At 62.4% G+C, this 22,510-nt stretch carries 19 protein-coding genes; all 19 read left to right on the top strand.

Translation table 11 applies throughout. The features are described 5' to 3' along the window. Positions 1 to 15: 15 nt before the first annotated feature. Positions 16 to 1,341, top strand: a complete 1,326-nt coding sequence (gene nuoF / locus AC5ZGW_RS24205; RefSeq protein ID WP_130227010.1) for an NADH-quinone oxidoreductase subunit NuoF — start codon at positions 16 to 18, stop codon at positions 1,339 to 1,341. Between the two features lie 5 nt (positions 1,342 to 1,346). Continuing rightward, the gene (locus AC5ZGW_RS24200) at positions 1,347 to 1,835 is read left to right on the top strand and encodes a hypothetical protein (RefSeq protein WP_130227009.1); all 489 of its coding nucleotides are present in this window, start codon (positions 1,347 to 1,349) and stop codon (positions 1,833 to 1,835) included. Between the two features lie 4 nt (positions 1,836 to 1,839). Beyond that, positions 1,840 to 3,915 (top strand): NADH-quinone oxidoreductase subunit NuoG, encoded by a 2,076-nt coding sequence (gene nuoG / locus AC5ZGW_RS24195; protein ID WP_463328394.1) that lies wholly within the window; start codon positions 1,840 to 1,842, stop codon positions 3,913 to 3,915. A 10-nt stretch (positions 3,916 to 3,925) separates the two neighbouring features. After that, complete coding sequence (gene nuoH / locus AC5ZGW_RS24190) at positions 3,926 to 4,996, top strand: NADH-quinone oxidoreductase subunit NuoH (protein ID WP_028162795.1); 1,071 nt, start codon at positions 3,926 to 3,928, stop codon at positions 4,994 to 4,996. Between the two features lie 7 nt (positions 4,997 to 5,003). Then, positions 5,004 to 5,492, top strand: coding sequence for an NADH-quinone oxidoreductase subunit NuoI (gene nuoI, locus AC5ZGW_RS24185; protein WP_027575308.1), 489 nt, complete (start codon positions 5,004 to 5,006; stop codon positions 5,490 to 5,492). A 59-nt stretch (positions 5,493 to 5,551) separates the two neighbouring features. Further along, on the top strand, positions 5,552 to 6,190 hold the full coding sequence (locus tag AC5ZGW_RS24180) for an NADH-quinone oxidoreductase subunit J (RefSeq protein ID WP_130226874.1): 639 nt from the start codon (positions 5,552 to 5,554) through the stop codon (positions 6,188 to 6,190). Next, on the top strand, positions 6,187 to 6,495 hold the full coding sequence (gene nuoK / locus AC5ZGW_RS24175) for an NADH-quinone oxidoreductase subunit NuoK (protein ID WP_028162793.1): 309 nt from the start codon (positions 6,187 to 6,189) through the stop codon (positions 6,493 to 6,495). The genes AC5ZGW_RS24180 and nuoK overlap by 4 nt, the downstream gene beginning before the upstream one ends. 7 nt (positions 6,496 to 6,502) lie before the next feature. Further along, positions 6,503 to 8,572 (top strand): NADH-quinone oxidoreductase subunit L, encoded by a 2,070-nt coding sequence (nuoL, locus tag AC5ZGW_RS24170; RefSeq protein WP_130226875.1) that lies wholly within the window; start codon positions 6,503 to 6,505, stop codon positions 8,570 to 8,572. Beyond that, a complete protein-coding gene (locus tag AC5ZGW_RS24165) occupies positions 8,572 to 10,083 on the top strand; it encodes an NADH-quinone oxidoreductase subunit M (protein WP_028162791.1) in 1,512 nt (503 codons plus the stop codon). The genes nuoL and AC5ZGW_RS24165 overlap by 1 nt, the downstream gene beginning before the upstream one ends. A gap of 11 nt (positions 10,084 to 10,094) precedes the next feature. Next, a complete protein-coding gene (gene nuoN, locus AC5ZGW_RS24160; RefSeq protein ID WP_130226876.1) occupies positions 10,095 to 11,531 on the top strand; it encodes an NADH-quinone oxidoreductase subunit NuoN in 1,437 nt (478 codons plus the stop codon). Next, positions 11,532 to 12,344 carry a biotin--[acetyl-CoA-carboxylase] ligase gene (locus AC5ZGW_RS24155; protein ID WP_130226877.1) on the top strand — a complete coding sequence of 271 codons (813 nt, stop codon included), beginning with the start codon at positions 11,532 to 11,534 and terminating at the stop codon, positions 12,342 to 12,344. Further along, a complete protein-coding gene (locus AC5ZGW_RS24150; RefSeq protein WP_463328393.1) occupies positions 12,344 to 14,014 on the top strand; it encodes a ribonuclease J in 1,671 nt (556 codons plus the stop codon). Before AC5ZGW_RS24155 ends, AC5ZGW_RS24150 begins: the two co-directional genes overlap by 1 nt. A gap of 55 nt (positions 14,015 to 14,069) precedes the next feature. Then, the gene (gene mce, locus AC5ZGW_RS24145) at positions 14,070 to 14,474 is read left to right on the top strand and encodes a methylmalonyl-CoA epimerase (protein ID WP_028162787.1); all 405 of its coding nucleotides are present in this window, start codon (positions 14,070 to 14,072) and stop codon (positions 14,472 to 14,474) included. 106 nt (positions 14,475 to 14,580) lie between these two features. Beyond that, positions 14,581 to 14,856: a DUF1467 family protein gene (locus AC5ZGW_RS24140; protein WP_028162786.1), complete on the top strand. Its 276-nt coding sequence runs from the start codon at positions 14,581 to 14,583 to the stop codon at positions 14,854 to 14,856. A 260-nt stretch (positions 14,857 to 15,116) separates the two neighbouring features. Continuing rightward, positions 15,117 to 17,012 carry a sigma-54-dependent Fis family transcriptional regulator gene (locus tag AC5ZGW_RS24135; RefSeq protein ID WP_130226878.1) on the top strand — a complete coding sequence of 632 codons (1,896 nt, stop codon included), beginning with the start codon at positions 15,117 to 15,119 and terminating at the stop codon, positions 17,010 to 17,012. Between the two features lie 277 nt (positions 17,013 to 17,289). Continuing rightward, positions 17,290 to 18,078, top strand: coding sequence for an SDR family NAD(P)-dependent oxidoreductase (locus AC5ZGW_RS24130; RefSeq protein ID WP_130226879.1), 789 nt, complete (start codon positions 17,290 to 17,292; stop codon positions 18,076 to 18,078). 142 nt (positions 18,079 to 18,220) lie between these two features. Further along, positions 18,221 to 19,282: a hypothetical protein gene (locus AC5ZGW_RS24125; protein ID WP_130226880.1), complete on the top strand. Its 1,062-nt coding sequence runs from the start codon at positions 18,221 to 18,223 to the stop codon at positions 19,280 to 19,282. 148 nt (positions 19,283 to 19,430) lie between these two features. Then, on the top strand, positions 19,431 to 20,507 hold the full coding sequence (locus AC5ZGW_RS24120; RefSeq protein WP_130226881.1) for a 2,3-butanediol dehydrogenase: 1,077 nt from the start codon (positions 19,431 to 19,433) through the stop codon (positions 20,505 to 20,507). A gap of 87 nt (positions 20,508 to 20,594) precedes the next feature. Next, positions 20,595 to 22,397, top strand: coding sequence for an NAD(P)/FAD-dependent oxidoreductase (locus AC5ZGW_RS24115; RefSeq protein WP_130226882.1), 1,803 nt, complete (start codon positions 20,595 to 20,597; stop codon positions 22,395 to 22,397). The last annotated feature ends 113 nt before the right edge of the window (positions 22,398 to 22,510 follow it).

The following is a 22,510-nucleotide window of genomic DNA, read 5'->3' as shown; positions in this document are numbered from 1 at the left end:
TGGAAAGTTCTAGGCATGCTCGACGACAAGGACCGCATCTTCAAGAACCTCTACGGCCTCCACGATTGGGGCCTCGAGGGCGCGCGCCGCCGCGGCGCCTGGGACGGCACCAAGGCGATCATCGACAAGGGCCGCGACTGGATCATCGCCGAGATGAAGGCCTCCGGTCTGCGCGGCCGCGGCGGGGCCGGTTTTCCGACCGGCCTGAAATGGTCGTTCATGCCGAAGGAATCGACCGACGGCCGGCCGAGCTATCTCGTGGTCAACGCCGACGAATCCGAGCCGGGCACCTGCAAGGACCGCGAGATCATGCGGCACGATCCGCATCTCCTGATCGAAGGCTGCCTGCTCGCGAGCTTCGCGATGAACGCGCATGCCTGCTACATCTATGTCCGCGGCGAATTCATCCGCGAGCGCGAGCATCTGCAGGCTGCGATCGATCAGGCCTATGAGGCCAGGCTGATCGGCAAGGACAACGTCAATGGCTGGCCATTCGACCTCTACGTCGCCCATGGCGCCGGCGCTTATATCTGCGGCGAAGAGACGGCGCTGTTGGAAAGCCTCGAGGGCAAGAAGGGCCAGCCGCGGCTGAAGCCGCCGTTCCCGGCCAATGTCGGCCTGTTCGGCTGCCCGACCACGGTCAACAATGTGGAATCGATCGCGGTTGCTCCGGATATCCTGCGCCGCGGCGCGGCCTGGTTTGCCGGTATCGGCCGGCCCAACAATGTCGGGACAAAGCTGTTCTGTGTCTCCGGCCATGTCGAGCGGCCCTGCAACGTCGAAGAGGCGATGGGGATTCCGTTCCGCGAACTGATCGAAAAGCATTGCGGCGGCATCCGCGGCGGCTGGGACAATCTGAAAGCGGTGATCCCCGGCGGTTCCTCGGTGCGCATGGTGCCGGCCGAGCAGATCATCGACACGCCGATGGATTTCGACTCCTTGAGCAAATTGCGCTCGGGCCTCGGCACCGCGGCCGTGATCGTGATGGACAAGTCGACCGACCTGATCCGGGCGATCGCGCGCATCTCCTATTTCTACAAGCACGAGAGCTGCGGCCAGTGCACGCCTTGCCGCGAGGGCACGGGCTGGATGTGGCGCGTGCTGACCCGCATGGCCGAAGGGCGCGCCCACAAGCGCGAGATCGACATGCTGCTCGAGGTGACGAAACAGGTCGAGGGTCACACCATCTGCGCGCTTGGCGATGCCGCGGCCTGGCCGATCCAGGGCCTGATCGCGCACTTCCGTCACGAGATCGAAGCGCGCATCGACCAATATTCGCACAAGGCTGACATTGATGATGTCGGCGTGCTCGATCCCGCGCACATGGTGGCGGCGGAGTGATGGTAATGTCGCAACCAAGCTTCTGGTGGCAGAGATACGGGACGCTGGCGCAGATGGCGCAGGCGGCCGTGGCGCTGCTCGGCTTTGTTGCGATCCTGTTCCAGATCAACGAGCTGCGTACCGGCAATCGCGCCTCCAGCGCGCGCCAGGCGTTTCTTGGCTACACCGATCTTGCCTTCAAGAACCCGAAATATGCGCAGCCGGATTATGAGCGGATCAAGGCGGGGAGCCAGGAGGACCAGGTGCAGTACGAGAGCTTCGTCTCGTACTTTCTCTATGCCTGCGAGGAGGCGATGTCGGCGTTTGCCAATCGGCGGGAATGGGCGGCTTCCTGCGACTACGATTTGAGGCCGCATCTGCCGTTCCTCTGCGCCAAGGTCGCCGCCGAGCCGGCCTATCTCGCGACCTACAGCGCCGACACCCAGCAATGGGTGAAGGCTTCACTGAAAACCGCCAGCGTCGTGCCGCCCGACTGCAAGCTGGGAAAGACGTAAAGAAATGACCAAACTGATCATCGATGGCAAAGAGATCGATGTGCCGCCGGAATACACGCTGCTGCAGGCGTGCGAGGCCGCCGGCGCCGAAATCCCGCGCTTCTGCTACCATGAGCGGCTGTCGATCGCCGGCAACTGCCGGATGTGCCTCGTCGAAGTGAAGGGCGGCCCGAAGCCGGTCGCAAGCTGCGCCTGGGGCGTGCGCGACTGCCGTCCAGGCCCCAAGGGCGAGCCGCCGGAAATCTCCACCCGCTCGCCGATGGTGAAGAAGGCGCGCGAAGGCGTGATGGAGTTCCTGCTGATCAACCATCCGCTGGACTGCCCGATCTGCGACCAGGGCGGCGAATGCGACCTGCAGGACCAGGCGATGGGCTATGGTGTCGACACCAGCCGCTTCGCCGAGAACAAGCGCGCGGTCGAGGACAAATATCTGGGCGCGCTGGTCAAGACCTCGATGAACCGCTGCATCCAGTGCACGCGCTGCGTCCGGTTCTCCGCGGAAGTGGCGGGCGCCCCGGAAATGGGGGCGACCGGCCGCGGCGAGGACATGGAGATCACGACCTATCTGGAGCAGGCGCTGAGTTCGGAACTGCAGGGCAATCTGGTCGACATCTGCCCGGTGGGCGCGCTGACCTCCAAGCCCTACGCCTTCGTGGCGCGGCCCTGGGAGCTCGGCAAGACGCAGTCGATCGACGTGATGGATGGCGTCGGCTCGGCGATCCGGGTCGATACCCGCGGCCGCGAGGTGATGCGGATCCTGCCGCGCATCAACGAGGCCGTGAACGAGGAGTGGATCTCCGACAAGACCCGCCACATCGTCGACGGCCTGCGTACCCAGCGGCTCGACCGGCCCTATATCCGCGAGAACGGCAAGCTCCGCCCGGCCTCGTGGCAGGAAGCCTTCGCAGCGATCGCGGCCAAGGCCGGCCGCATCGACGGCAAGCGGATCGGCGCCATCGCCGGCGACGTTGCCGCGGTCGAGGAGATGTTCGCGCTGAAGGAGCTGCTGGCGAAATACGGCTCGTCCAACCTCGCCGTGCAGGGTGGCGATGCCTTCGATCCGAAGGCGGGCCGCGGCAGCTACATCTTCAATCCGACGATTGCGGGCATCGAGCGGGCGGACGCGCTCCTGATCATCGGCTCGACCCCGCGCAAGGAAGCCGCGATCATCAACGCGCGTATCCGCAAGCGCTGGCGGACCGGCCAGCTCAAGATCGGCGTGATCGGTGCCAAGGCGGACCTGACCTACGACTACGACTATCTTGGCGCCGGACCGGAGACGCTTGCAGCTCTCGCTGCCGGCAAGCATTCCTTCGCCGACGTGCTCAAGAATGCCAAGAACCCGATCGTGCTGGTGGGCGCCGGCGCGTTCGCGCGCCAGGACGGTGCGGCGGTGCTGGCGCAGGCGGCGAAGCTTGCGTTGGACTTCGGCGCGCTGAAGGACGGCTGGAACGGGTTCGGCGTGCTGCACGATACCGCCTCCCGGGTCGGTGCCCTCGACGTCGGCTTTTCGGGCGGCGCCGGCGGCCTCAATGCGACGCAGATGACGACCCCTGGCACGCTCGACGTGCTGTTCCTGCTCGGCGCCGACGAGATCAAGGTGCCGGACGGAACGTTCGTCGTCTATATCGGCACCCATGGCGACCGCGGCGCGCACCGCGCCGACGTGATCCTGCCGGGCGCGGCCTACACCGAGAAGTCCGGCATCTACGTCAATACCGAGGGCAGGGCGCAGATGGCCGCCCGCGCCGCGTTCCCGCCCGGGGAAGCGCGCGAGGACTGGGCCATCATCCGCGCCCTCTCGGACGTGCTGGGCAAGAAGCTGCCTTACGATTCGCTGGCTGCCTTGCGCCAGGCGCTGTTCAAGGCGGTGCCGCACCTGATGCGGATCGACCAGATCGAACCGGGCAAGGCCGACGATATCAAGGCGCTTGCGTCGAAGGGCGGAAGCGCCGACAAGGCGGTATTCCAGAGTCCGGTCGAGGACTTTTACCTGACCAACCCGATCGCCCGGGCGTCCGCCGTGATGGCGGAATGTTCGCGCCTGGCCTCGGCGCGGATGCTGACGGCAGCGGAGTGAGCGTGACCTGATGGCTGATTTCTTCGCAAGCTCGTTCTGGACCGGTTTCCTGTGGCCGCTGATCATCATGCTGGCCCAGAGCGTGCTCCTGCTCGTCGTGCTCCTGATCGCGATCGCCTACATCCTGCTCGCCGACCGCAAGATCTGGGCGGCGGTGCAGATCCGTCGCGGCCCCAACGTGGTCGGACCCTGGGGATTGCTGCAATCCTTCGCCGACCTCCTGAAGTTCGTGCTGAAGGAGCCGACGATCCCGGCCAGCGCCAACAAGGGCGTGTTCCTGTTGGCGCCGCTGGTGTCCTGCGTCCTCGCGCTCGCCGCCTGGGCGGTGATCCCGATGAATTTCGGCTGGGTGATCTCCGACATCAATGTCGGCGTGCTCTACATCTTCGCGATCTCCTCGCTGTCGATCTACGGCATCATCATGGCCGGCTGGTCGTCGAACTCGAAATACCCGTTCCTGGCCGCGCTCCGCTCGGCGGCGCAGATGGTGTCCTATGAAGTCTCGATCGGCTTCGTGATCATCACCGTGCTGCTCTGCGCCGGTTCGCTCAATCTCTCCGCGGTGGTCGAAGCGCAGAACACCCGCGGGCTGGCCCACCTGATCGGCCTGCCGCAGCTCACCATCCTGAACTGGTATGTGTGGCCGCTGTTGCCGATGTTCGTGGTGTTCTACGTCTCGTCGCTGGCGGAAACCAACCGCCCGCCGTTCGACCTCGTGGAAGCGGAATCCGAACTGGTCGCGGGCTTCATGGTCGAATACGGCTCGACGCCGTATCTTCTGTTCATGCTCGGCGAGTATGTCGCGATCACCACGATGTGCGCGCTGGCGACGATCCTGTTCCTCGGCGGCTGGCTGCCGCCGGTGGCGCTGCCGCCGTTCACCTGGATCCCCGGCGTGATCTGGTTCGCGCTGAAACTCTTCTTCATGTTCTTCCTGTTCGCGATGGCGAAGGCGATCGTGCCGCGCTACCGCTACGATCAACTGATGCGGCTTGGCTGGAAGGTGTTCCTGCCGCTGTCGCTGGTGATGGTGGTGGTCGTTGCCGCTGTGCTGCAGTTCGCCGGCATCGCGCCGAAGTGAGGCCGTCATGAATATCAACGCAACAGCCCGCTCGCTTCTGCTCTCGGAATTCGTCTCGGCGTTCTTCCTCGCCATGCGCTATTTCTTCCAGCCGAAGCCGACCATCAACTATCCCTTCGAGAAGAACCCGATCTCGCCACGCTTCCGCGGTGAGCATGCGCTGCGCCGGTACCCGAACGGCGAGGAGCGCTGCATCGCCTGCAAACTGTGCGAGGCGATCTGCCCGGCCCAGGCGATCACGATCGAGGCAGGGCCGCGCCGCAACGACGGTACCCGCCGCACCGTGCGCTACGACATCGACATGGTGAAGTGCATCTATTGCGGCCTGTGCCAGGAGGCCTGCCCGGTCGATGCGATCGTCGAAGGACCGAATTTCGAATTCGCGACCGAGACTCGCGAGGAACTCTACTATGACAAGGCCAAGCTGCTCGCCAATGGCGACCGCTGGGAGCGCGAGATCGCAAAGGCGATCGAGCTCGACGCGCCATACCGCTGAGGTGAGGGCATGATCCTTCAGAACATTCCCACGTCATTCCGGGGCGCGGAGGCTCGCCGATGATCCTTCCCGCACTGTTCTTCTACCTGTTTGCCGCGGTCTGCGTGGCGTCGGCGGTGATGGTGGTTGTGTCGCGCAACCCCGTCCATTCGGTGCTGTATCTGATCCTGGCCTTCGTCAACGCCTCGGGTCTGTTCGTGCTGATGGGCGCCGAGTTCCTGGCGATGATCCTGATCGTCGTCTATGTCGGCGCGGTCGCGGTGCTGTTCCTGTTCGTGATCATGATGCTCGACGTCGATTTCGCCGAGCTTCGCGAGGGCTTCCTCGAATACCTGCCGGTCGGGCTCGTGATCGGCGGCATCTTCATGTTCGAGCTTCTCTTGATAGCCGGCGCCTGGGTGATCAATCCCGCCGTCACCAAGACGATCACCGCGGCGATCCCGACCAACGTCTCCAATACCGAGGCGCTCGGGCTCGTGCTCTACACGAAGTACATCTTCTACTTCCAGATCGCGGGCCTCGTGCTGCTGGTCGCGATGATCGGCGCCATCGTGCTGACGCTGCGCCACAAAGCGAATGTCAAGCGGCAGAACATCACCGTGCAGAACGCGCGCACGCCCGAAATGGCGATGGCGCTGCGCAAGGTGACGTCGGGGCAGGGGCTGCAGGAAGCCGATGCGGCGGAGTGGGTGAAATGACGATCGGGCTCGGACACTATCTCTCGGTCGGCGCGATCCTGTTCACGCTCGGGATCCTCGGCATCTTCCTCAACCGCAAGAACATCATCGTCATCCTGATGTCGATCGAATTGATCCTGCTTTCGGTCAACATCAACCTGGTGGCGTTCTCGACCTTCCTCGGCGACATCGTCGGCCAGGTGTTCGCGCTCCTGGTGCTCACGGTGGCGGCCGCGGAAGCCGCGATCGGGCTTGCCGTCCTGGTGGTCTATTTCCGCAACCGCGGTTCGATCGCGGTTGAAGACGTCAATCTGATGAAGGGCTAACGCGCCGATGTACCAGGCAATCGTCTTCCTGCCGCTGCTGGGCGCCATTCTCGCAGGGCTCATCGCGATCGTCGGCGCCCATGCGCGCAACCCGAGCGGCGACACCGTCGAACATCACGACGATGCGCATGGCGATGCCCATGCCTCCGCGGCCCACGATGAACATGCCCACGGCGGTCATGGCCACGACGACCACCACGTGAGCGAGCCGCCGGCCGCCGGCTCACGTGCGGCCGAGTTGATCACGACCGGGCTGTTGTTCGTCTCCGCGGCGTTGTCCTGGTTTGCGCTGGTCGACGTCGGCTTCCTGCACCACGACGCCCGCGTCCCGCTGTTTCCCTGGATCACTTCCGGCGACCTGCAGGTCTCCTGGGCGCTACGGATCGACACGCTGACTGCGGTGATGCTGGTCGTCGTCAACACCGTGTCCTCGCTCGTGCACCTCTACTCCATCGGCTACATGGACGAGGACCCGAACCGGCCGCGCTTCTTCGCCTATTTGTCGCTGTTCACCTTCGCGATGCTGATGCTGGTGACCGCGGACAATCTGGCGCAGATGTTCTTCGGCTGGGAAGGCGTGGGCCTAGCGAGCTACCTGTTGATTGGCTTCTGGTATCAGAAACCGACAGCAAATGCCGCCGCGATCAAGGCGTTCGTCGTCAACCGTATCGGCGATTTCGGCTTCTTGCTCGGCATCTTCTCGATCTTCGCGCTGATCGGCTCGACCGATTTCGACACCATCTTCGGCGGCGCCGGGGGCCTGACCGGCAAGACCATCAATTTCTTCGGCTGGCATGTCGATGCGCTGACGCTCACCTGCGTCCTGCTGTTCATGGGTGCAATGGGCAAATCGGCGCAGTTCCTGCTCCACACCTGGTTGCCGGACGCGATGGAAGGCCCGACGCCGGTCTCGGCGCTGATCCATGCCGCGACCATGGTGACCGCCGGCGTCTTCATGGTGGCGCGGCTGTCGCCGCTGTTTGAGCTGGCGCCGAACGCGCAGGCCGTGGTGATGTTCTTCGGCGCGACCACCGCGTTCTTTGCCGCGACCATCGGCCTGGTACAGAACGACATCAAGCGCATCGTCGCTTATTCGACCTGTTCCCAGCTCGGCTACATGTTCGTGGCGATGGGAGCGGGGGCCTATTCGGTCGGCATGTTCCATCTGTTCACCCACGCCTTCTTCAAGGCGTTGCTGTTCTTGGGTTCCGGCTCGGTGATCTACGCGATGCATCACGAGCAGGACATCCGCAACATGGGCGGGCTGTGGCGCAAGATCCCCTATACCTACGCGGTGATGGTGGTCGGCACGCTCGCGCTGACGGGCTTCCCGCTGACCGCCGGCTACTTCTCCAAGGACGCGATCATCGAGTCGGCCTATGCCTCGCATAATCCGTTCGCGTTCTACGGCTTCCTGCTGACGGTGTTCGCCGCCCTCCTGACCTCGTTCTATTCCTGGCGCCTGATCTTCAAGACCTTCCACGGCACGCCGCGCGACGAGGAGCACTACGAGGCCGCACATGAGAGCCCGATCTGGATGCTGATCCCGATCGGCGTGCTCGCGGTCGGCTCCTTCCTCGCCGGTTTCCCGTTCAAGGAATTGTTCGCGGGTCACGGCATCGAGGAGTTCTTCCGCGAATCCGTGAAGATGAACCCGCATATCATCGAGGAAATGCACCACATCCCTGAGAGCATCGCCTTCCTGCCGACGGTCATGATGGTGCTGGGCTTCCTGATCGCGTATCTCTTCTACATCAGCCGGCCCTATCTGCCGGTTGAGCTCGCCAAGCAGCAGCCGATGCTCTACCAGTTCCTGCTCAACAAGTGGTATTTCGACGAGCTGTACGATCTGATCTTCGTGCGGCCCGCCAAGTGGATCGGTTACACGCTCTGGAAGAAGGGTGACGGCGCCATCATCGACGGCTTCGGGCCGGATGGCGTGTCGGCGCGTGTGCTCGATGTCGCCCGTAATGCTGTGAAGATCCAGACCGGCTATCTCTACCACTACGCCTTCGCCATGCTGATCGGGGCTGCCGGCCTGATCACCTGGTTCATGTTCGGCCTGGGAGGCCAGTGATGACGACCTGGCCCATCCTTTCCGTAGTTACCTTCCTGCCGGCGCTCGGCGCGCTTCTGGTCTATCTGCTCGCGCGGGGCGGGGACGAAGCGGCGAACCGCAACGCCCGCTGGATTTCGTTCTGGACCACGCTGATCACCTTCCTGATTTCGCTGATCCTGGTGGTGCGGTTCGATCCGGCGAACGCCGACTTCCAGTTCGTCGAGAAGGCGTCGTGGCTCGCCACCGGCATCAACTATCACATGGGCGTCGACGGCATCTCGCTGCCGTTGCTCATCCTGACCACCGCAGTCATGCCGTTCTGCATCATAGCGAGCTGGAAATCGGTCACGCAGCGCGTGAGCGAATACATGATGGCGTTTCTGATCCTGGAAACGCTGATGGTCGGCACGTTCTCGGCGCTCGACCTCGTGCTGTTCTACCTGTTCTTCGAAGGCGGCCTGATCCCGATGTTCCTGATCATTGGCGTCTGGGGCGGCCCGCGCCGGGTCTATGCCTCCTTCAAGTTCTTCCTCTACACGCTCCTCGGCTCGGTGCTGATGCTGCTTGCCATCATGGCGCTGTACTGGAACGCGGGTACGACCGACATTCCGACCCTGATGCACACCGCCGTGCCGTACAACCTGCAGAAGTGGGCGTGGCTCGCGTTCTTTGCCTCCTTCGCGGTGAAGATGCCGATGTGGCCGGTGCACACCTGGCTGCCTGACGCCCACGTCGAAGCGCCGACCGCGGGCTCGGTGATCCTGGCGGCGATCCTCTTGAAGATGGGCGGCTACGGCTTCCTGCGCTTCTCGCTGCCGATGTTCCCGCTGGCGTCGCACGACTTCGCGCCGCTGGTCTTCGCGCTGTCCGTCATCGCCATCATCTACACCTCGCTGGTGGCCCTGATGCAGGAGGACATCAAGAAGCTGATCGCCTATTCGTCCGTCGCCCATATGGGCTTCGTCACCATGGGCGTTTTCGCCGGGACCATGCAGGGTGTCGCCGGCGGCGTGTTCCAGATGATCTCCCACGGCATCGTCTCCGGCGCGCTGTTCCTCTGCGTCGGCATCGTCTACGATCGCATGCATACCCGCGAGATCGCCGCCTATGGCGGCCTGGTGAACCGGATGCCGCTCTATGCGCTGGTGTTCATGGTCTTCACCATGGCCAATGTCGGCCTGCCCGGGACCAGCGGGTTCATCGGCGAATTCATGACGCTGCTCGGCACGTTCAAGGTGTCGCTGCCGACCACGGTGCTTGCCACCACCGGCGTGATCCTGTCCGCGGCCTACGCGTTGTGGCTCTATCGCAAGGTGGTGTTCGGCGCGCTGGTCAAGCCGTCCTTGATGAGCATCAAGGATCTGACGGCGCGCGAATGCCTGATCCTGTTCCCGCTGGTGGCGCTGACCATCCTGTTCGGCGTCTATCCGAAGCCGGTGCTCGACATGTCCGAAGCATCGGTCCAGCAGCTCGTCAATAATTACAACACCGCCGTGACTGCCGTGAAGGCAGCCGCGCTGCTCCAGTAAGGCCTTAACCCATGAGCTTCTCGAGTGCAGGTTATCAGTTGCAGCCGGTGCTGCCCGAGCTCGTGCTCGCGGTCGGCTCGATGGTGCTGTTGATGATCGGGGCCTATCGCGGGCAGGGGACGACCCGGCTCGTGACCACGCTTGCGACGTTGCTGCTCATCCTCACCGGCGTGCTCATACTGATGCTGCCGTCCGGTAAGCTCGTCACCTTCGGCGGCAGCTTCATCGTCGACGACTTTGCCCGCTTCCTGAAGATCCTCGCGCTGATCGGCTCGGCGGCAACGCTGATCCTGTCGACGGAATTCCTGTCCGACCCGTCGCGTCGCATCTTCGAATATTCGATCCTGGTGCTGCTCTCGACGCTCGGCATGATGGTGCTGATCTCAGCGGGCGACCTGATTGCGCTCTATCTCGGGCTCGAGCTGATGAGCCTAGCGCTCTACGTCGTCGCCGCCAGCCACCGCGACAACGCCAAGTCGACCGAAGCCGGACTCAAGTATTTTGTGCTGGGCGCGCTGTCCTCGGGCATGCTGCTCTATGGCGCCTCGCTGATCTATGGCTTCACCGGCACTGTCAATTTCGCTGGCATCGCGGCGGCTGCGACGACCGGCACGCCCGGCATCGTGTTCGGGCTGGTGTTCCTGCTCGCCGGCCTCTGCTTCAAGGTCTCGGCGGTGCCGTTCCACATGTGGACGCCCGACGTCTATGAGGGCGCGCCGACGCCGGTCACGGCGTTCTTCGCTTCCGCTCCGAAGGTCGCGGCGATGGCAGTGTTCACCCGCGCGACGCTGACCGCGTTCCCTGGCATCGTGCCGCAGTGGCAGCAGATCCTGGTGTTCGTCTCCATCGCCTCGATGGCGCTCGGCTCATTCGCTGCGATCGGGCAGAAGAACATCAAGCGCCTGATGGCCTATTCCTCGATTGGCCACATGGGCTTTGCGCTGGTCGGCCTCGCCGCCGGCACGGTGGAAGGCGCGCAGGGCGTGCTGATGTACGTCGCGATCTATGTCGCGATGACGCTCGGCTCATTCGCAATCATCCTCGCGATGAAGCGCAACGGACAGCATGTCGAGCAGATCAGCGATTTCGCAGGCCTCTCGCGCACCAATCCGCTGCTCGCCTTCTTCTTCGCGATGCTCCTGTTCTCGCTCGCCGGCATTCCGCCGCTCGCGGGCTTCTTCGCCAAGTGGTACGTCTTCGTCGCGGCGATCAAGGCCAACCTGTTCACCCTCGCCGTGATCGGCGTGCTGACCAGCGTGGTGGGCGCCTACTACTATCTCGCCATCATCAAGACGATGTATTTCGACGAGCCGGTGGGCAATCTCGATCCGGTCCGGATCGAATTGCGCGGGGTGCTGGCGGTCGCGGGCCTCTTCAACATCTTCTTCTTCGCTTATCCAGGACCGCTGGTCAGCGTTGCGACCGCCGCGGCGAAGTCACTTTTCTAGATGCCGTTTACACTTGGTCATCGCGCCACTTCCGCCGGCTACAGGCTAGCCGCCTTTGACCAGGTCGGCTCGACGAATGCGGAGGCTCTGGTCTGCGCCCGTGAAGGCGAGCGCGGACCGATGTGGTTCGTGACGACTGAGCAGACGGCGGGGCGCGGCCGACGGCAGCGGACCTGGATCGCGCCACGCGGCAATCTCGCCAGCAGCATCCTTGAGGTCATGGACGTCGCGCCCGCGGTCGCGGCGACGCTCGGCTTTGCCGCGGGGCTGTCGCTGGAGGCTGCGCTGCAAAAGATCAGCGTCGAGGCGGCGCTGCGTCTGGGCGGGACGGATGCGCTGAAGTTCTCCCTGAAATGGCCGAACGACGTGCTGGCCGGGAACAAGAAGCTCGCCGGCATCCTGCTCGAGGCCGAGATCGTCGCGGGCGGCCGCCTTGCCGTCGTGGTCGGCATCGGCACCAATGTCGTAGGGGCGCCGGAGGGCACGCCGACGCCCGCGACCTCGCTGGCCGCTCTTGGCGTCCATGTCGGCGCCGAGGAGCTGTTTACCGCGCTTTCGGAGGCCTGGGTGGAATTCCGCGGCGTCTGGGACAACGGCCGCGGTTTTGCGGAAATCCGCAGGCTTTGGCTCGCGCGTGCGGCCCGGCTGGGGGAGAATGTGGCGGTCCAGACGGGGAACGCTATTCTCGAAGGCACGTTCGACACCATCGATGAGACAGGTTGCATGATTATCCGGCTGCCCGACGGCAAGCACGTCCCCGTAACCGCAGGCGAGGTCTATTTCGGTACGGCGGCCTCAGTAGGATCTGCCTGATGGCACGGCCGGATGAACTGACCTTTGCGCCGCTCGGCGGCGTCGGCGAGATCGGCATGAACCTGTCGATCTATGGGCTCGGCAACCGCCAGCAGCGGTCCTGGCTCGCGGTCGATCTCGGCGTCTCCTTCGGTGACGAGGAGCATCTGCCCGGCATCGACCTGATCATGCCCGACATCTCGTTCCTGGAGAAGGAACGACAGAACCTGATGGGCCTGGTGCTGACGCACGCCCACGAGGACCACTTCGGCGCCATCATCGATCTCTGGCCGAAGCTGCAGTGCAAGATCTACGCGACGAAGTTTAGCGCGGCGCTGTTCGAGGCCAAATGCGCCGCCGAGCGCAACCCGCCGAAAATCCCGATCACCGTGGTGCCCTCGGGCGGGCGCGTCGATATCGGCCCGTTCAACGTCGAATTCATCCCGGTCGCGCATTCAATCCCTGAGTCGCATGCGCTCGCGATCCACACCGAGGTCGGCACCGTCCTGCACACCGGCGACTGGAAGCTCGACCCGACGCCGACCGTCGGGCCGCCGACCGATGAGAAACGCTTGCGCGAGCTTGGCGACGCCGGCGTGCTGGCGCTGGTCGGCGATTCCACCAACGCGGTACGCGACGGGCGTTCGCCCTCGGAAGCCGAGGTGTCGAAGACCATCGCCGAGCTGGTCAAGGGCGCGAAGGGCCGGGTCGCGGTGACGACCTTTGCTTCCAACGTCGCACGCATCAAGGCGGTTGCCGATGCGGCGCGGATAGCGGACCGCGAGGTCGTGGTGGTCGGGCGCGCCATGGACCGCGTGGTCCAGGTTGCGCGCGAGACCGGCTACCTCGACGGCGTGCAGAATTTCCGCGGGCCCGATCTCTACGGCCATTTCCCGGCTGACAAGGTGCTGGCGATCTGCACCGGCAGCCAGGGCGAGCCGCGCGCGGCGCTGGCGCGGATCGCCAAGGACGATCATCCTGAGATCACGCTCAACAAGGGCGATTGCGTGATCTTCTCCTCTCGCACCATTCCAGGCAATGAGAAGGCGGTCGGCTCGATCATCAACGATCTGGTCGAGCAGGGTATCGAGGTCATCACCGATCGCGACCATCTGGTCCATGTCTCCGGCCATCCGCGCCGCGACGAGGTGCGCGACCTGCTGTCCTGGGTGCGGCCGCAGGTTCTGATCCCGGTACATGGTGAAGCGCTGCATTTGCACGAGCACGCCAAGCTCGCGCGTGCTGCGGGCGTGCCAAAAGTGATCGAGTGCCGCAATGGCGACTTGGTCAAGCTCGGGCCCGGCGAGCCCGGGATCATCGCCGAGGTGCCCTCAGGGCGGCTCTACAAGGATGGCATCATTCTGGAGGACGCCAAGTCGCGCGCCGTGGTCGAGCGGCGGCGGCTGGGATTTGCCGGCTGCGCCTTCGTTGCGATCGTCATGACGGCGCAGGGGGAACTGGCCGAAGATCCGGAGGTCGACCTGGTCGGCGTGCCGGAGAAAAATAGCGTAGGCGAGGTGCTCGACGAGATCGTGTTCGATGTGGTGGTATCGACCGTGGAAGGCCTGCCGCGGGCGCGCCGGCGCGACCCGGATGCGGTCGCGGAGTCGGTCCGCCGCGCAGTGCGCGGGACCGTGAACGAGCATTGGGGCAAAAAGCCGATTTGCGTCGTTCACGTGCTGACGGTCTGACGCCGGTTCGGCACGGCGGCGACAAGAACAAGCGTATCTGCGAGGGAGAGACAACATGCTGGGCCGGCTCAACCACGTCGCGATAGCGGTCAAGGACGCCAAGAAGGCGGCCAAGATCTACGGCGCGGCATTCGGCGCCGAGATTTCGGATGCAGTGCCGTTGCCGGAGCACGGTGTCATCACCGTGTTCGTGACCTTGCCCAACACCAAGATCGAGTTCATCGAGCCGCTCGGCGATGCTTCGCCGATCGCAAAATTCGTCGAGCGCAATGCCGACGGCGGCATCCATCACGTCTGCTATGACGTGCCCGACATCATCGCCGCGCGCGACCGGCTGATCGCCGAAGGCGCGCGCGTGCTCGGCGACGGCCAGCCCAAGATCGGCGCCCACGGCAAGCCGGTGCTGTTCTTCCATCCGAAGGATTTTTCCGGCGCGCTGGTCGAGATTGAGCAGGAGTAGCGCCTGATCGGTTCTGATTGCATCAGAACCGATCAGGCTCTAGCTTTTGTCTTGACGCGTTTTCTTGACGCGAGCCGGCATCCACTTCGCTTGAAAACGCTACGGTATGGCCTACAGCATCTCAACCGCGTTCGCGATCTACTTCGTCTTATGGTGGGTCGTGCTGTTCCTGACGTTGCCGTTCGGCGTGCGCAGCCAGCACGAGGAGGGCGGGGGCGTCGAAGGCACCGATCCCGGCGCGCCGATCATGGCGCGGATGGGCCGCAAGCTGCTTTGGACCACGCTGATCTCGGCGGCCATTTTTGCTGTTGCGATGTGGGCCTACAACGCCGGCTATCTCAGCATCGAAAGATTGTCGAAGTTGATGGGAACGCCGTTCTAGCGCGTGTTGTTTTTTTGACTAGTCCACCGACTTTCGGCCTGTTCCTCATGGGAAGGATGGGCGCTTCACTCTTGGGCCTTCCGGCACGGTCCGGTCTATTTGAGATGCTGCTGTGCGATGCGGCGGACACAGGCGCTTGATGCGAACTGATCCGCTGGAAGAAGCGTGTTTACATTCGACAAAACTCGTGCAGACTTGCGCGGCCTGGGAAAAAAGAGAAAATATGGCCGTGGCCGTTGGGAGGCAGCGCGGATTGTCGCATGTTTTCGCATTCTGACCATATCCGCGAAATCGAAAGCGTCAGTCTCGGCGCGGCAACCAACCGTGATGATATTGTCGTGCAGAGCTGGCTGCGCTGCATCAACCAACACCGGCTCGATCCAGCACAGGCTTGCGAAGCCTATATCGTCCCCGATACCGAATTGCGTGAGCACCGTCAGCAGTCGGAAGTACTGATATCGATCGCGCGGTCTGGACTTGAGAACCTGTTTCGGCAGGTCGCCGGACAGAACTATGTGTTGCTGCTCTCGGACCGCCAGGGCGTGACGGTCGAATTTCTTGGAGATCCGCTGTTCGACAATAATCTGCGCAAGGCGGGGCTCTATCTTGGCTCAGAGTGGTCGGAATCCCGGGCGGGTACCTGCGCCGTAGGCGCCTGCATCGAAAGCGGGGATGCGCTAAGCATTCATCAGACCGATCATTTCGACAATACGCACACGCCGCTGTCCTGCACTGCTGCGCCGATCTACGATGTTCGCGGTGCGCTCGCGGCGGTGCTGGACATTTCGCTCCTGAGTTCTCCCATCAAGAAGGCGAGCCAGAATCTCGCTTTGCACCTGGTCACGGCGACCGTGCGGCGTATCGAACTGGCCAACTTGATGGCGCTGGCAAGCCGGGAGTGGGTGCTGCGCTTCGCCCGATCGCCGGAATTTCTGGACGTCGATCCGGAGGCGGCCATTTCCATCGACGGATCTGGACGCATCATCGGGATGACCAATGGTGGCGCCAAGATATTGGCACGTTCCGTGAGCCGCGACTGGCGCCAGCCCGACGATCTGATCGGGCAGCCCCTTTCGCGCTTCTTTGAAATTGATATCAACGACTTGCCGAATCTGACACGACAACGCCGCACGCAGGATCGCCTCGTCTTTGCCCGCGACGGCAACGCGCTGTTTGCCCATGCGATCGAACCGAACATCGCCGTGCGCGCCCCCGCAAGCATCAGGCACGAGATTCCCGCCTCGTTGCGCGATCTCGGCCGAGGCGATCCGCAAATCGCGACACTTCAGGTCAAGGCTGCAAAACTTGCCGCAAAGCCGTTGTCGATCCTCATTCAGGGCGAAACGGGGACGGGCAAGGAATATCTCGCCCGTGCGATCCATGACAGCAGCGCCGTCAAGGGCAGGTTTGTCGCCGTCAATTGTGCGGCGATTCCCGAGCAGTTGATCGAAGGCGAACTGTTCGGCCATGTTCCGGGGGCTTTCACCGGGGCCAATGCCAAGGGCCGCAAGGGTCTGATTGAAGAGGCTGACGGCGGCACGTTGTTCCTCGACGAGATCGGTGACATGCCGCTACCGCTGCAGAGCCGGTTGTTGCGTGTGCTCGCCGAGAAGGAGCTGATGCCGATCGGTGCGACCCGTCCGAAGCCGGTCGATGTTCGCGTGATCTCCGCCTCCCACCGCATGATCGAAACGCTCGTGAGGGAAGGGTCCTTTCGTGAGGACTTGTTTTACCGGCTGAACGCCGCAACGCTGTTCTTGCCGCCGCTCAGGGAGCGATCCGACTTTGCGTGGCTGCTGGGCAAGATCGTGGAGAGGCATCGGGCGAAGGAAGATTCGCTGGTGGTGTCCCCGGCAGCGCTCGATGTGCTTGAGACATACGCCTGGCCTGGCAACATCCGTGAACTGGACAATGTCATCTCGGTCGCCGCGGCGCTCTGTCAGAACGGCGTCATCGAACCTCACGATCTTCCGGATGCTTTGCTAAGAACGACCGGCGTCGCAAAGGCGAAAGAGCCGCATTCGCAGAAGACGATGCTGGAAACGATGCTTGCGGCCTGCGGCGGAAATATTTCGGAAGCCGCGCGCAGGCTGGGTGTCGACCGGTCCACCGTTCATCGTCAAATCAAGCGATACGGTTTGAGCCAACGTACCTGACGCTGTCGCGGTGCGACTGCAACAGGTGTGGCGTCTGTTGCAGTCCGTGCAACAGTAGCGGCCGCTGTTTCGCTAGAGCATTTTCGGTTCTGATTGAATCAGAACCGAAGCTCTAGATTCTTGTTTTGACGCGTTTTCTTCACGCGAACCGGTGTCCACTTCGCTCGAAAACGCTCCAGAAAACGAAGGATTTCTTCGGGTTTTGCCGTTGGCACGGCGATTGCTCCTTTCATTTGCAAGCATTCGTAAGAGTGCAACAGCAAATGGGAGGATTTTCATGCCATTCGATCTCGAGGGGTGCGCGATTGTCGTGACCGGATCCGGCCGCGGCATCGGCGAAGCCATCGCACGCGGTCTTGCGGCGGATGGGGCGCTCCTGACGATCGCGGACATTGACGAAGGCAATGCTTCGACAGTCGCGGAAGGAATTCGCGCCGCAGGCGGCAAGGCGATTGCCGTCCGCGTCGATGTCACCAGCCGCGACAGCGTCAAGGCCATGATCGCCGCGACGGTGAAGGCGCACCGCAAGCTGGATGTGATCTTCAACAATGCGGGCATAGCGCAGACGAAGCCGTTCCTGTCCATCACCGAGCAGGATTGGCGCAGGGTTATGGATACCAACGGTCTCGGTGTTCTCATCTGCATGCAGGAGGCGATCAAGCAGATGATCGCGCAGGGCCACGGAGGCAAGATCATCAACACCGCCTCTATCGCGGGCAAGCAGGGTTATGAACCGCTCGCTCATTATTCGGCCAGCAAGTTCGGCGTCGTGGCGTTGACGCAGGCGGCGGCCCGCGCTTTCGGAGCGCAGAAGATCAACGTCAATGCCATCTGTCCGGGTGTCGTGGCGACGGACATGTGGAAGCTCATCGACAAGGGCTTCAAGGACGAGGGTTTGACCTCGCGCGACAACGAAGCCTTCGAGACGTTCTCTGCCGGGATTCTGCTCGGGCGTCCATCCGCGGCGGACGATCTCTGCGGTGTTTCGCGGTTCCTGGCGTCATCCGCATCCGACTACATGACCGGCCAGAGTCTCGTCGTCGACGGAGGCATGGTTCTTATCTGAGGTCGCGAAGAAAAATCATCACGCTCTATTGCGTTTTTGAGCGACGTGAAAAGCGGTTCGCGCGAAGAAACCGCATCAAAACAAACCAGAACCCCGGCTTGATTCCATCAGCGCCGGAAAGGCTCCAGGAGGGGAAACAAACATGCAGTATGCGATCGAGGTTGCGCCATTACGACTTAATTCGTCGATCAAGGGATTGGCGTTGGTCTACGGGCTCACGATACTTTCGTGTTTCATCGTCAATCTGATCGTGAAGGCGATGCCGATCGGACCATGGAGCAGCGATCAGATCAGCCAGATGTTCTGGCTGGATAACGTCACCTGGCAATTGCTCAGTCTGTGGTGGGCCCTGCTGTCAATCGTATGTTGCGGCTGGCCGTTTGATCGGATCAAGAACAATCTCGCGCGCGGATTTGTCATCGTTGCAGCTTCGTGGATGTTGGGCTGGCTATCGGCAAAGTCGATCTACTGGAGCGGGCTTGGCGCCGATTGGATATTTCCGATCGTCGGATGCATCTTCTTCTTTCTGGCGTTCTTTTCATTCACGGGTGAGAACTGGATCGTGGCGGGTATGCCGCCGTACCGGCAGTTTTTCATTCTGCTGGTTCTGATCGGCTTCTGCACCTATCTCGTTACGAGTTCGGTGGTGCGCTGGATACCGGCCTGGTGGTTTCCCTTCGTGCAGATGGGGGCCGCTACGGGGCTGCTCGCATACTGGACGCGGGGTATGAAACAACCGGGTCGCGGGTTTACGCAGATGGCGATCCTCTTCCTGACCGTGCTGCTCTGCCTATGGGCCAGCCGCTATTTGGGGCTGTGGGATTCCGCCAAGCCCGGCGTCGGGAATTTCTGGTCCATCGGATACTTCACCGACGATCAATACTGGCTGTTGTGGTTCATGGTCGCCTGTTCGGTTACCTATGGCGTTTTGATCCCCATTCACAACTGGCCGTTCTCCCAGATTCCCATGCCGTGGGGTGGATTGGCGGCGTCCAGCTTTTGCCTATTGCTCGCCTATCTGGTGACGAAACTCTTGTTCGACCTGATCGGGCCGGTTTTCGGCAACATCAGCGAAGCCTTCACCTACGGCTACATGGGCACGCACTGGTCCTTCATAGTTCCGATGCTGTTCGGTTACGGGCTGGCCGAGCCCTATCTCTGGAAGGGACAGAGGACACCAGGCTCATGGGATGATGTCCCGTGAGGATGAGAGAGAAGCCGAACCGGGCAACTCGCGATCATAGCCGGTCCAGGCAAATTTCCTTCCATGACCTCCAGCCCGGCATGAGCCGGACCAGGCATTGAAGCCGAATGCAGCAAACCACAAACGCAAATAGTTACAGGAGGAAAGAATGAAAGCCTTGCGATTTCATGCAGCCAAAGATCTGCGTCTCGATACGATTCCAATACCGGCGGAAACGCCAGCCGCGGGTCAGGTCCTGATCCGGAACCGCTTCGTCGGCATCTGCGGCACCGACCTGCACGAGTATGCCTACGGGCCGATCTTCATCCCCGTCGAACCGCATCCGTTTACAGGTGTCAGCGGGCCGCAGGTTCTCGGTCACGAATTCGGCGGCGTGGTTGAAGCGGTCGGGAAGGGGGTTACATCGGTGAAGCCGGGCGACCGCGTATCGGTTCAGCCGTTGATCATGCCACGCGCCGGCGATTATTTCGCCGACCGCGGTCTCTTCCATCTCAGCCCGCAACTTGCATTGGCGGGGTTGAGCTGGGTGTCTGGCGGAATGGCGGAATATGCCCTGCTCAACGAATACAATGTTGAGAAGATTCCAGACGAGATGACTGATGAGGAAGCCGCGCTTGTCGAGCCGACAGCGGTGGCCGTCTACGCCTGCGACCGCGGTGGCGTGACGGCAGGCAACAGCGTGCTGGTCACCGGCGCAGGTCCAATCGGGATCCTGACGCTGCTGGCTGCGCGGGCGGCGGGTGCTGCTCAGCTTTTCGTTTCAGACATCAACGACGCGCGATTGAAATTCGCCAAGTCCATCTTGCCTGACGTCGTCACCATCAATCCGAAGCGCGACAATCCCGGCGATGTGGTCCGCTCGCTGAGCGAAGGGAATGTCGGCTGCGACGTCGCGATCGAATGCGTCGGTAACGAGCAGGCTCTCAAGGCCTGCACGGACGCGGTGCGGAAGCAGGGGGTGGTGGTGCAGACCGGTCTTCATCCCCACGAAAATCCGCTCGACTGGTTCCAGGTCACGTTCAAGGACATCGATATACGGGGATCGTGGGCCTATCCCACGCATTACTGGCCGCGTGTCATCAGGCTGATTAGCACCGGTCTGCTGCCGGCAAAGAAGGTGGTGACCAAGAAGATCACGCTGGATCAGGCGGTCGGAGGAGGCTTCGACGTGCTGCTCGATCCCGCCGGTCAGCATCTGAAAATCCTGATCGATCTGACGAAATAGCTTCTGCGAAAGGCGCGGGCGCTCGCCATGCATAGCGAGCGCCCGCGTTGACTGATGTTACCAAAATACAAGAGAGAGGAGACGACTATGCTGGACAATAGCCCTCACACCAAGGTGGAGGCTGCCCTCGGTAAGCTGGAGGACGCGCTCGCCGGCGGCGAGATCGATGTTGCGGTGAATCTGTTTCAGGCCGATTGCTACTGGCGCGATCTCGTGGCCTTCACCTGGAACCTGCGCACCATGGAAGGTCAGGGCCAGGTTCGCGAGATGTTGACGGCGCAGCTCGCCGGCATCAAACCCCGCCATTTTCGTCAGGACGCAAGCAATCCCGCGAGCGAAGTCGACGGCGTCGCGGACGGCTGGTTTGAGTTCGAAACCGAAGTGGCGCGCGGCTACGGCCATATCCGGCTGAAGAACGGGCTGATATGGACGCTGCTCACAACCATGACGGAGCTGAAAGGCCACGAGGAGCCGAAAGGGTCGATGCGGCCCATGGGGGCCGAGCACGGCAGCGATCCTGCTCGCAAGACCTGGAAGGAAAAGCGCGAACAGGAGATCGCCGAGCTCGGCGTCAAGACGCAACCCTACGTCGTTATCGTCGGCGGCGGTCAGGGCGGCATCGCCCTTGGCGCACGATTGCGGCAGCTCGGCGTGCCGACCATTATCGTCGAGAAGAACGAGCGGCCGGGCGATAGCTGGCGCAAGCGCTACAAGTCGCTCTGCCTGCACGATCCGGTCTGGTACGACCACTTGCCCTACATCCCGTTCCCGGAGAACTGGCCGGTGTTCGCGCCCAAGGACAAGATCGGCGATTGGCTGGAAATGTACACGAAGGTCATGGAGCTGAACTACTGGAGTTCCACGACGTGCAAATCCGCCAAGTACGACGAGAAGGCAAAGGAGTGGACGGTCGTCGTCGAGCGTGGCGGGGAGGAGATCGTGCTGAAACCGAAACAGCTCGTGCTGGCGACCGGGATGTCGGGCAAGGCAAACATCCCGAAGTTCAGGGGGCAGGATGTTTTCAAGGGCGAGCAGCAGCATTCGTCGCAACATCCGGGACCGGACGCCTACAAGGGAAAGAAGGTGGTTGTCGTCGGATCCAACAACTCCGCGCACGATATCTGCGCGGCGCTCTGGGAAGCCGGGGCCGATGTCACGATGTTGCAGCGCTCGTCGACCCACATCGTGAAATCGGACTCGCTGATGGAAATCGGCCTTGGCGATCTCTATTCCGAGCGTGCCGTCGCCTCAGGCATGACGACCCGCAAGGCGGATCTGATTTTCGCCTCGCTCCCCTATCGCATCATGCACGAATTCCAGATCCCGATTTACAACGCCATTCGCAAGAAGGATGCAGCGTTCTACAAGCGCTTGGAAAAGGCAGGTTTCATGCTGGATTTCGGCGACGACGAGTCCGGCCTGTTCATGAAATATCTGCGCCGCGGCTCGGGATATTACATAGATGTTGGAGCCTGCGATCTCGTTGCCGATGGAAGGATCAAGCTGGTGAGCGGCGTGAACGTTCGCGAGCTCAAGGAGCATTCCATCCTGTTGGATGATGGCCGCGAGCTGGATGCGGATCTGATCGTTTACGCCACCGGCTACGGCTCGATGAATGGTTGGGCTGCGGACCTGATCTCCAAGGACGTGGCCGACAAGGTCGGCAAATGCTGGGGACTTGGCTCCAACACGACCAAGGACCCTGGTCCGTGGGAAGGCGAACAGCGCAACATGTGGAAACCGACGCAACAGGAAGGTCTGTGGTTCCACGGCGGCAATCTGCACCAGTCGCGCCACTACTCGCAGTATCTTTCGTTGCAGCTAAAGGCCCGAAAGGAGGGACTTGCGACGCCGGTTTACGGCCTGCAGGAAGTCCATCATCTTTCCTGAGGTTCATTTGCGCGGGTGGCGTGCGGCGATTTCTGTCGCCGCACGCGAAGCGAGCCCGGGTTTCTTCCTCCCTCTCTCCGTTCTTACAGGGAGAGGGGGCGCCCGAGCGCTAG

This window comes from Bradyrhizobium sp. Crot121 (assembly GCF_059512385.1).
This window is presented reverse-complemented; position numbering and strand designations above follow the sequence as displayed.

Coding starts and splice junctions, on each gene's coding strand:
- nuoF (WP_130227010.1), top strand. CDS start 16: ATGCTCGACGACAAGGACCGCATCTTCAAGAACCTCTACGGCCTCCAC.
- AC5ZGW_RS24200 (WP_130227009.1), top strand. CDS start 1,347: ATGTCGCAACCAAGCTTCTGGTGGCAGAGATACGGGACGCTGGCGCAG.
- nuoG (WP_463328394.1), top strand. CDS start 1,840: ATGACCAAACTGATCATCGATGGCAAAGAGATCGATGTGCCGCCGGAA.
- nuoH (WP_028162795.1), top strand. CDS start 3,926: ATGGCTGATTTCTTCGCAAGCTCGTTCTGGACCGGTTTCCTGTGGCCG.
- nuoI (WP_027575308.1), top strand. CDS start 5,004: ATGAATATCAACGCAACAGCCCGCTCGCTTCTGCTCTCGGAATTCGTC.
- AC5ZGW_RS24180 (WP_130226874.1), top strand. CDS start 5,552: ATGATCCTTCCCGCACTGTTCTTCTACCTGTTTGCCGCGGTCTGCGTG.
- nuoK (WP_028162793.1), top strand. CDS start 6,187: ATGACGATCGGGCTCGGACACTATCTCTCGGTCGGCGCGATCCTGTTC.
- nuoL (WP_130226875.1), top strand. CDS start 6,503: ATGTACCAGGCAATCGTCTTCCTGCCGCTGCTGGGCGCCATTCTCGCA.
- AC5ZGW_RS24165 (WP_028162791.1), top strand. CDS start 8,572: ATGACGACCTGGCCCATCCTTTCCGTAGTTACCTTCCTGCCGGCGCTC.
- nuoN (WP_130226876.1), top strand. CDS start 10,095: ATGAGCTTCTCGAGTGCAGGTTATCAGTTGCAGCCGGTGCTGCCCGAG.
- AC5ZGW_RS24155 (WP_130226877.1), top strand. CDS start 11,532: ATGCCGTTTACACTTGGTCATCGCGCCACTTCCGCCGGCTACAGGCTA.
- AC5ZGW_RS24150 (WP_463328393.1), top strand. CDS start 12,344: ATGGCACGGCCGGATGAACTGACCTTTGCGCCGCTCGGCGGCGTCGGC.
- mce (WP_028162787.1), top strand. CDS start 14,070: ATGCTGGGCCGGCTCAACCACGTCGCGATAGCGGTCAAGGACGCCAAG.
- AC5ZGW_RS24140 (WP_028162786.1), top strand. CDS start 14,581: ATGGCCTACAGCATCTCAACCGCGTTCGCGATCTACTTCGTCTTATGG.
- AC5ZGW_RS24135 (WP_130226878.1), top strand. CDS start 15,117: ATGTTTTCGCATTCTGACCATATCCGCGAAATCGAAAGCGTCAGTCTC.
- AC5ZGW_RS24130 (WP_130226879.1), top strand. CDS start 17,290: ATGCCATTCGATCTCGAGGGGTGCGCGATTGTCGTGACCGGATCCGGC.
- AC5ZGW_RS24125 (WP_130226880.1), top strand. CDS start 18,221: ATGCAGTATGCGATCGAGGTTGCGCCATTACGACTTAATTCGTCGATC.
- AC5ZGW_RS24120 (WP_130226881.1), top strand. CDS start 19,431: ATGAAAGCCTTGCGATTTCATGCAGCCAAAGATCTGCGTCTCGATACG.
- AC5ZGW_RS24115 (WP_130226882.1), top strand. CDS start 20,595: ATGCTGGACAATAGCCCTCACACCAAGGTGGAGGCTGCCCTCGGTAAG.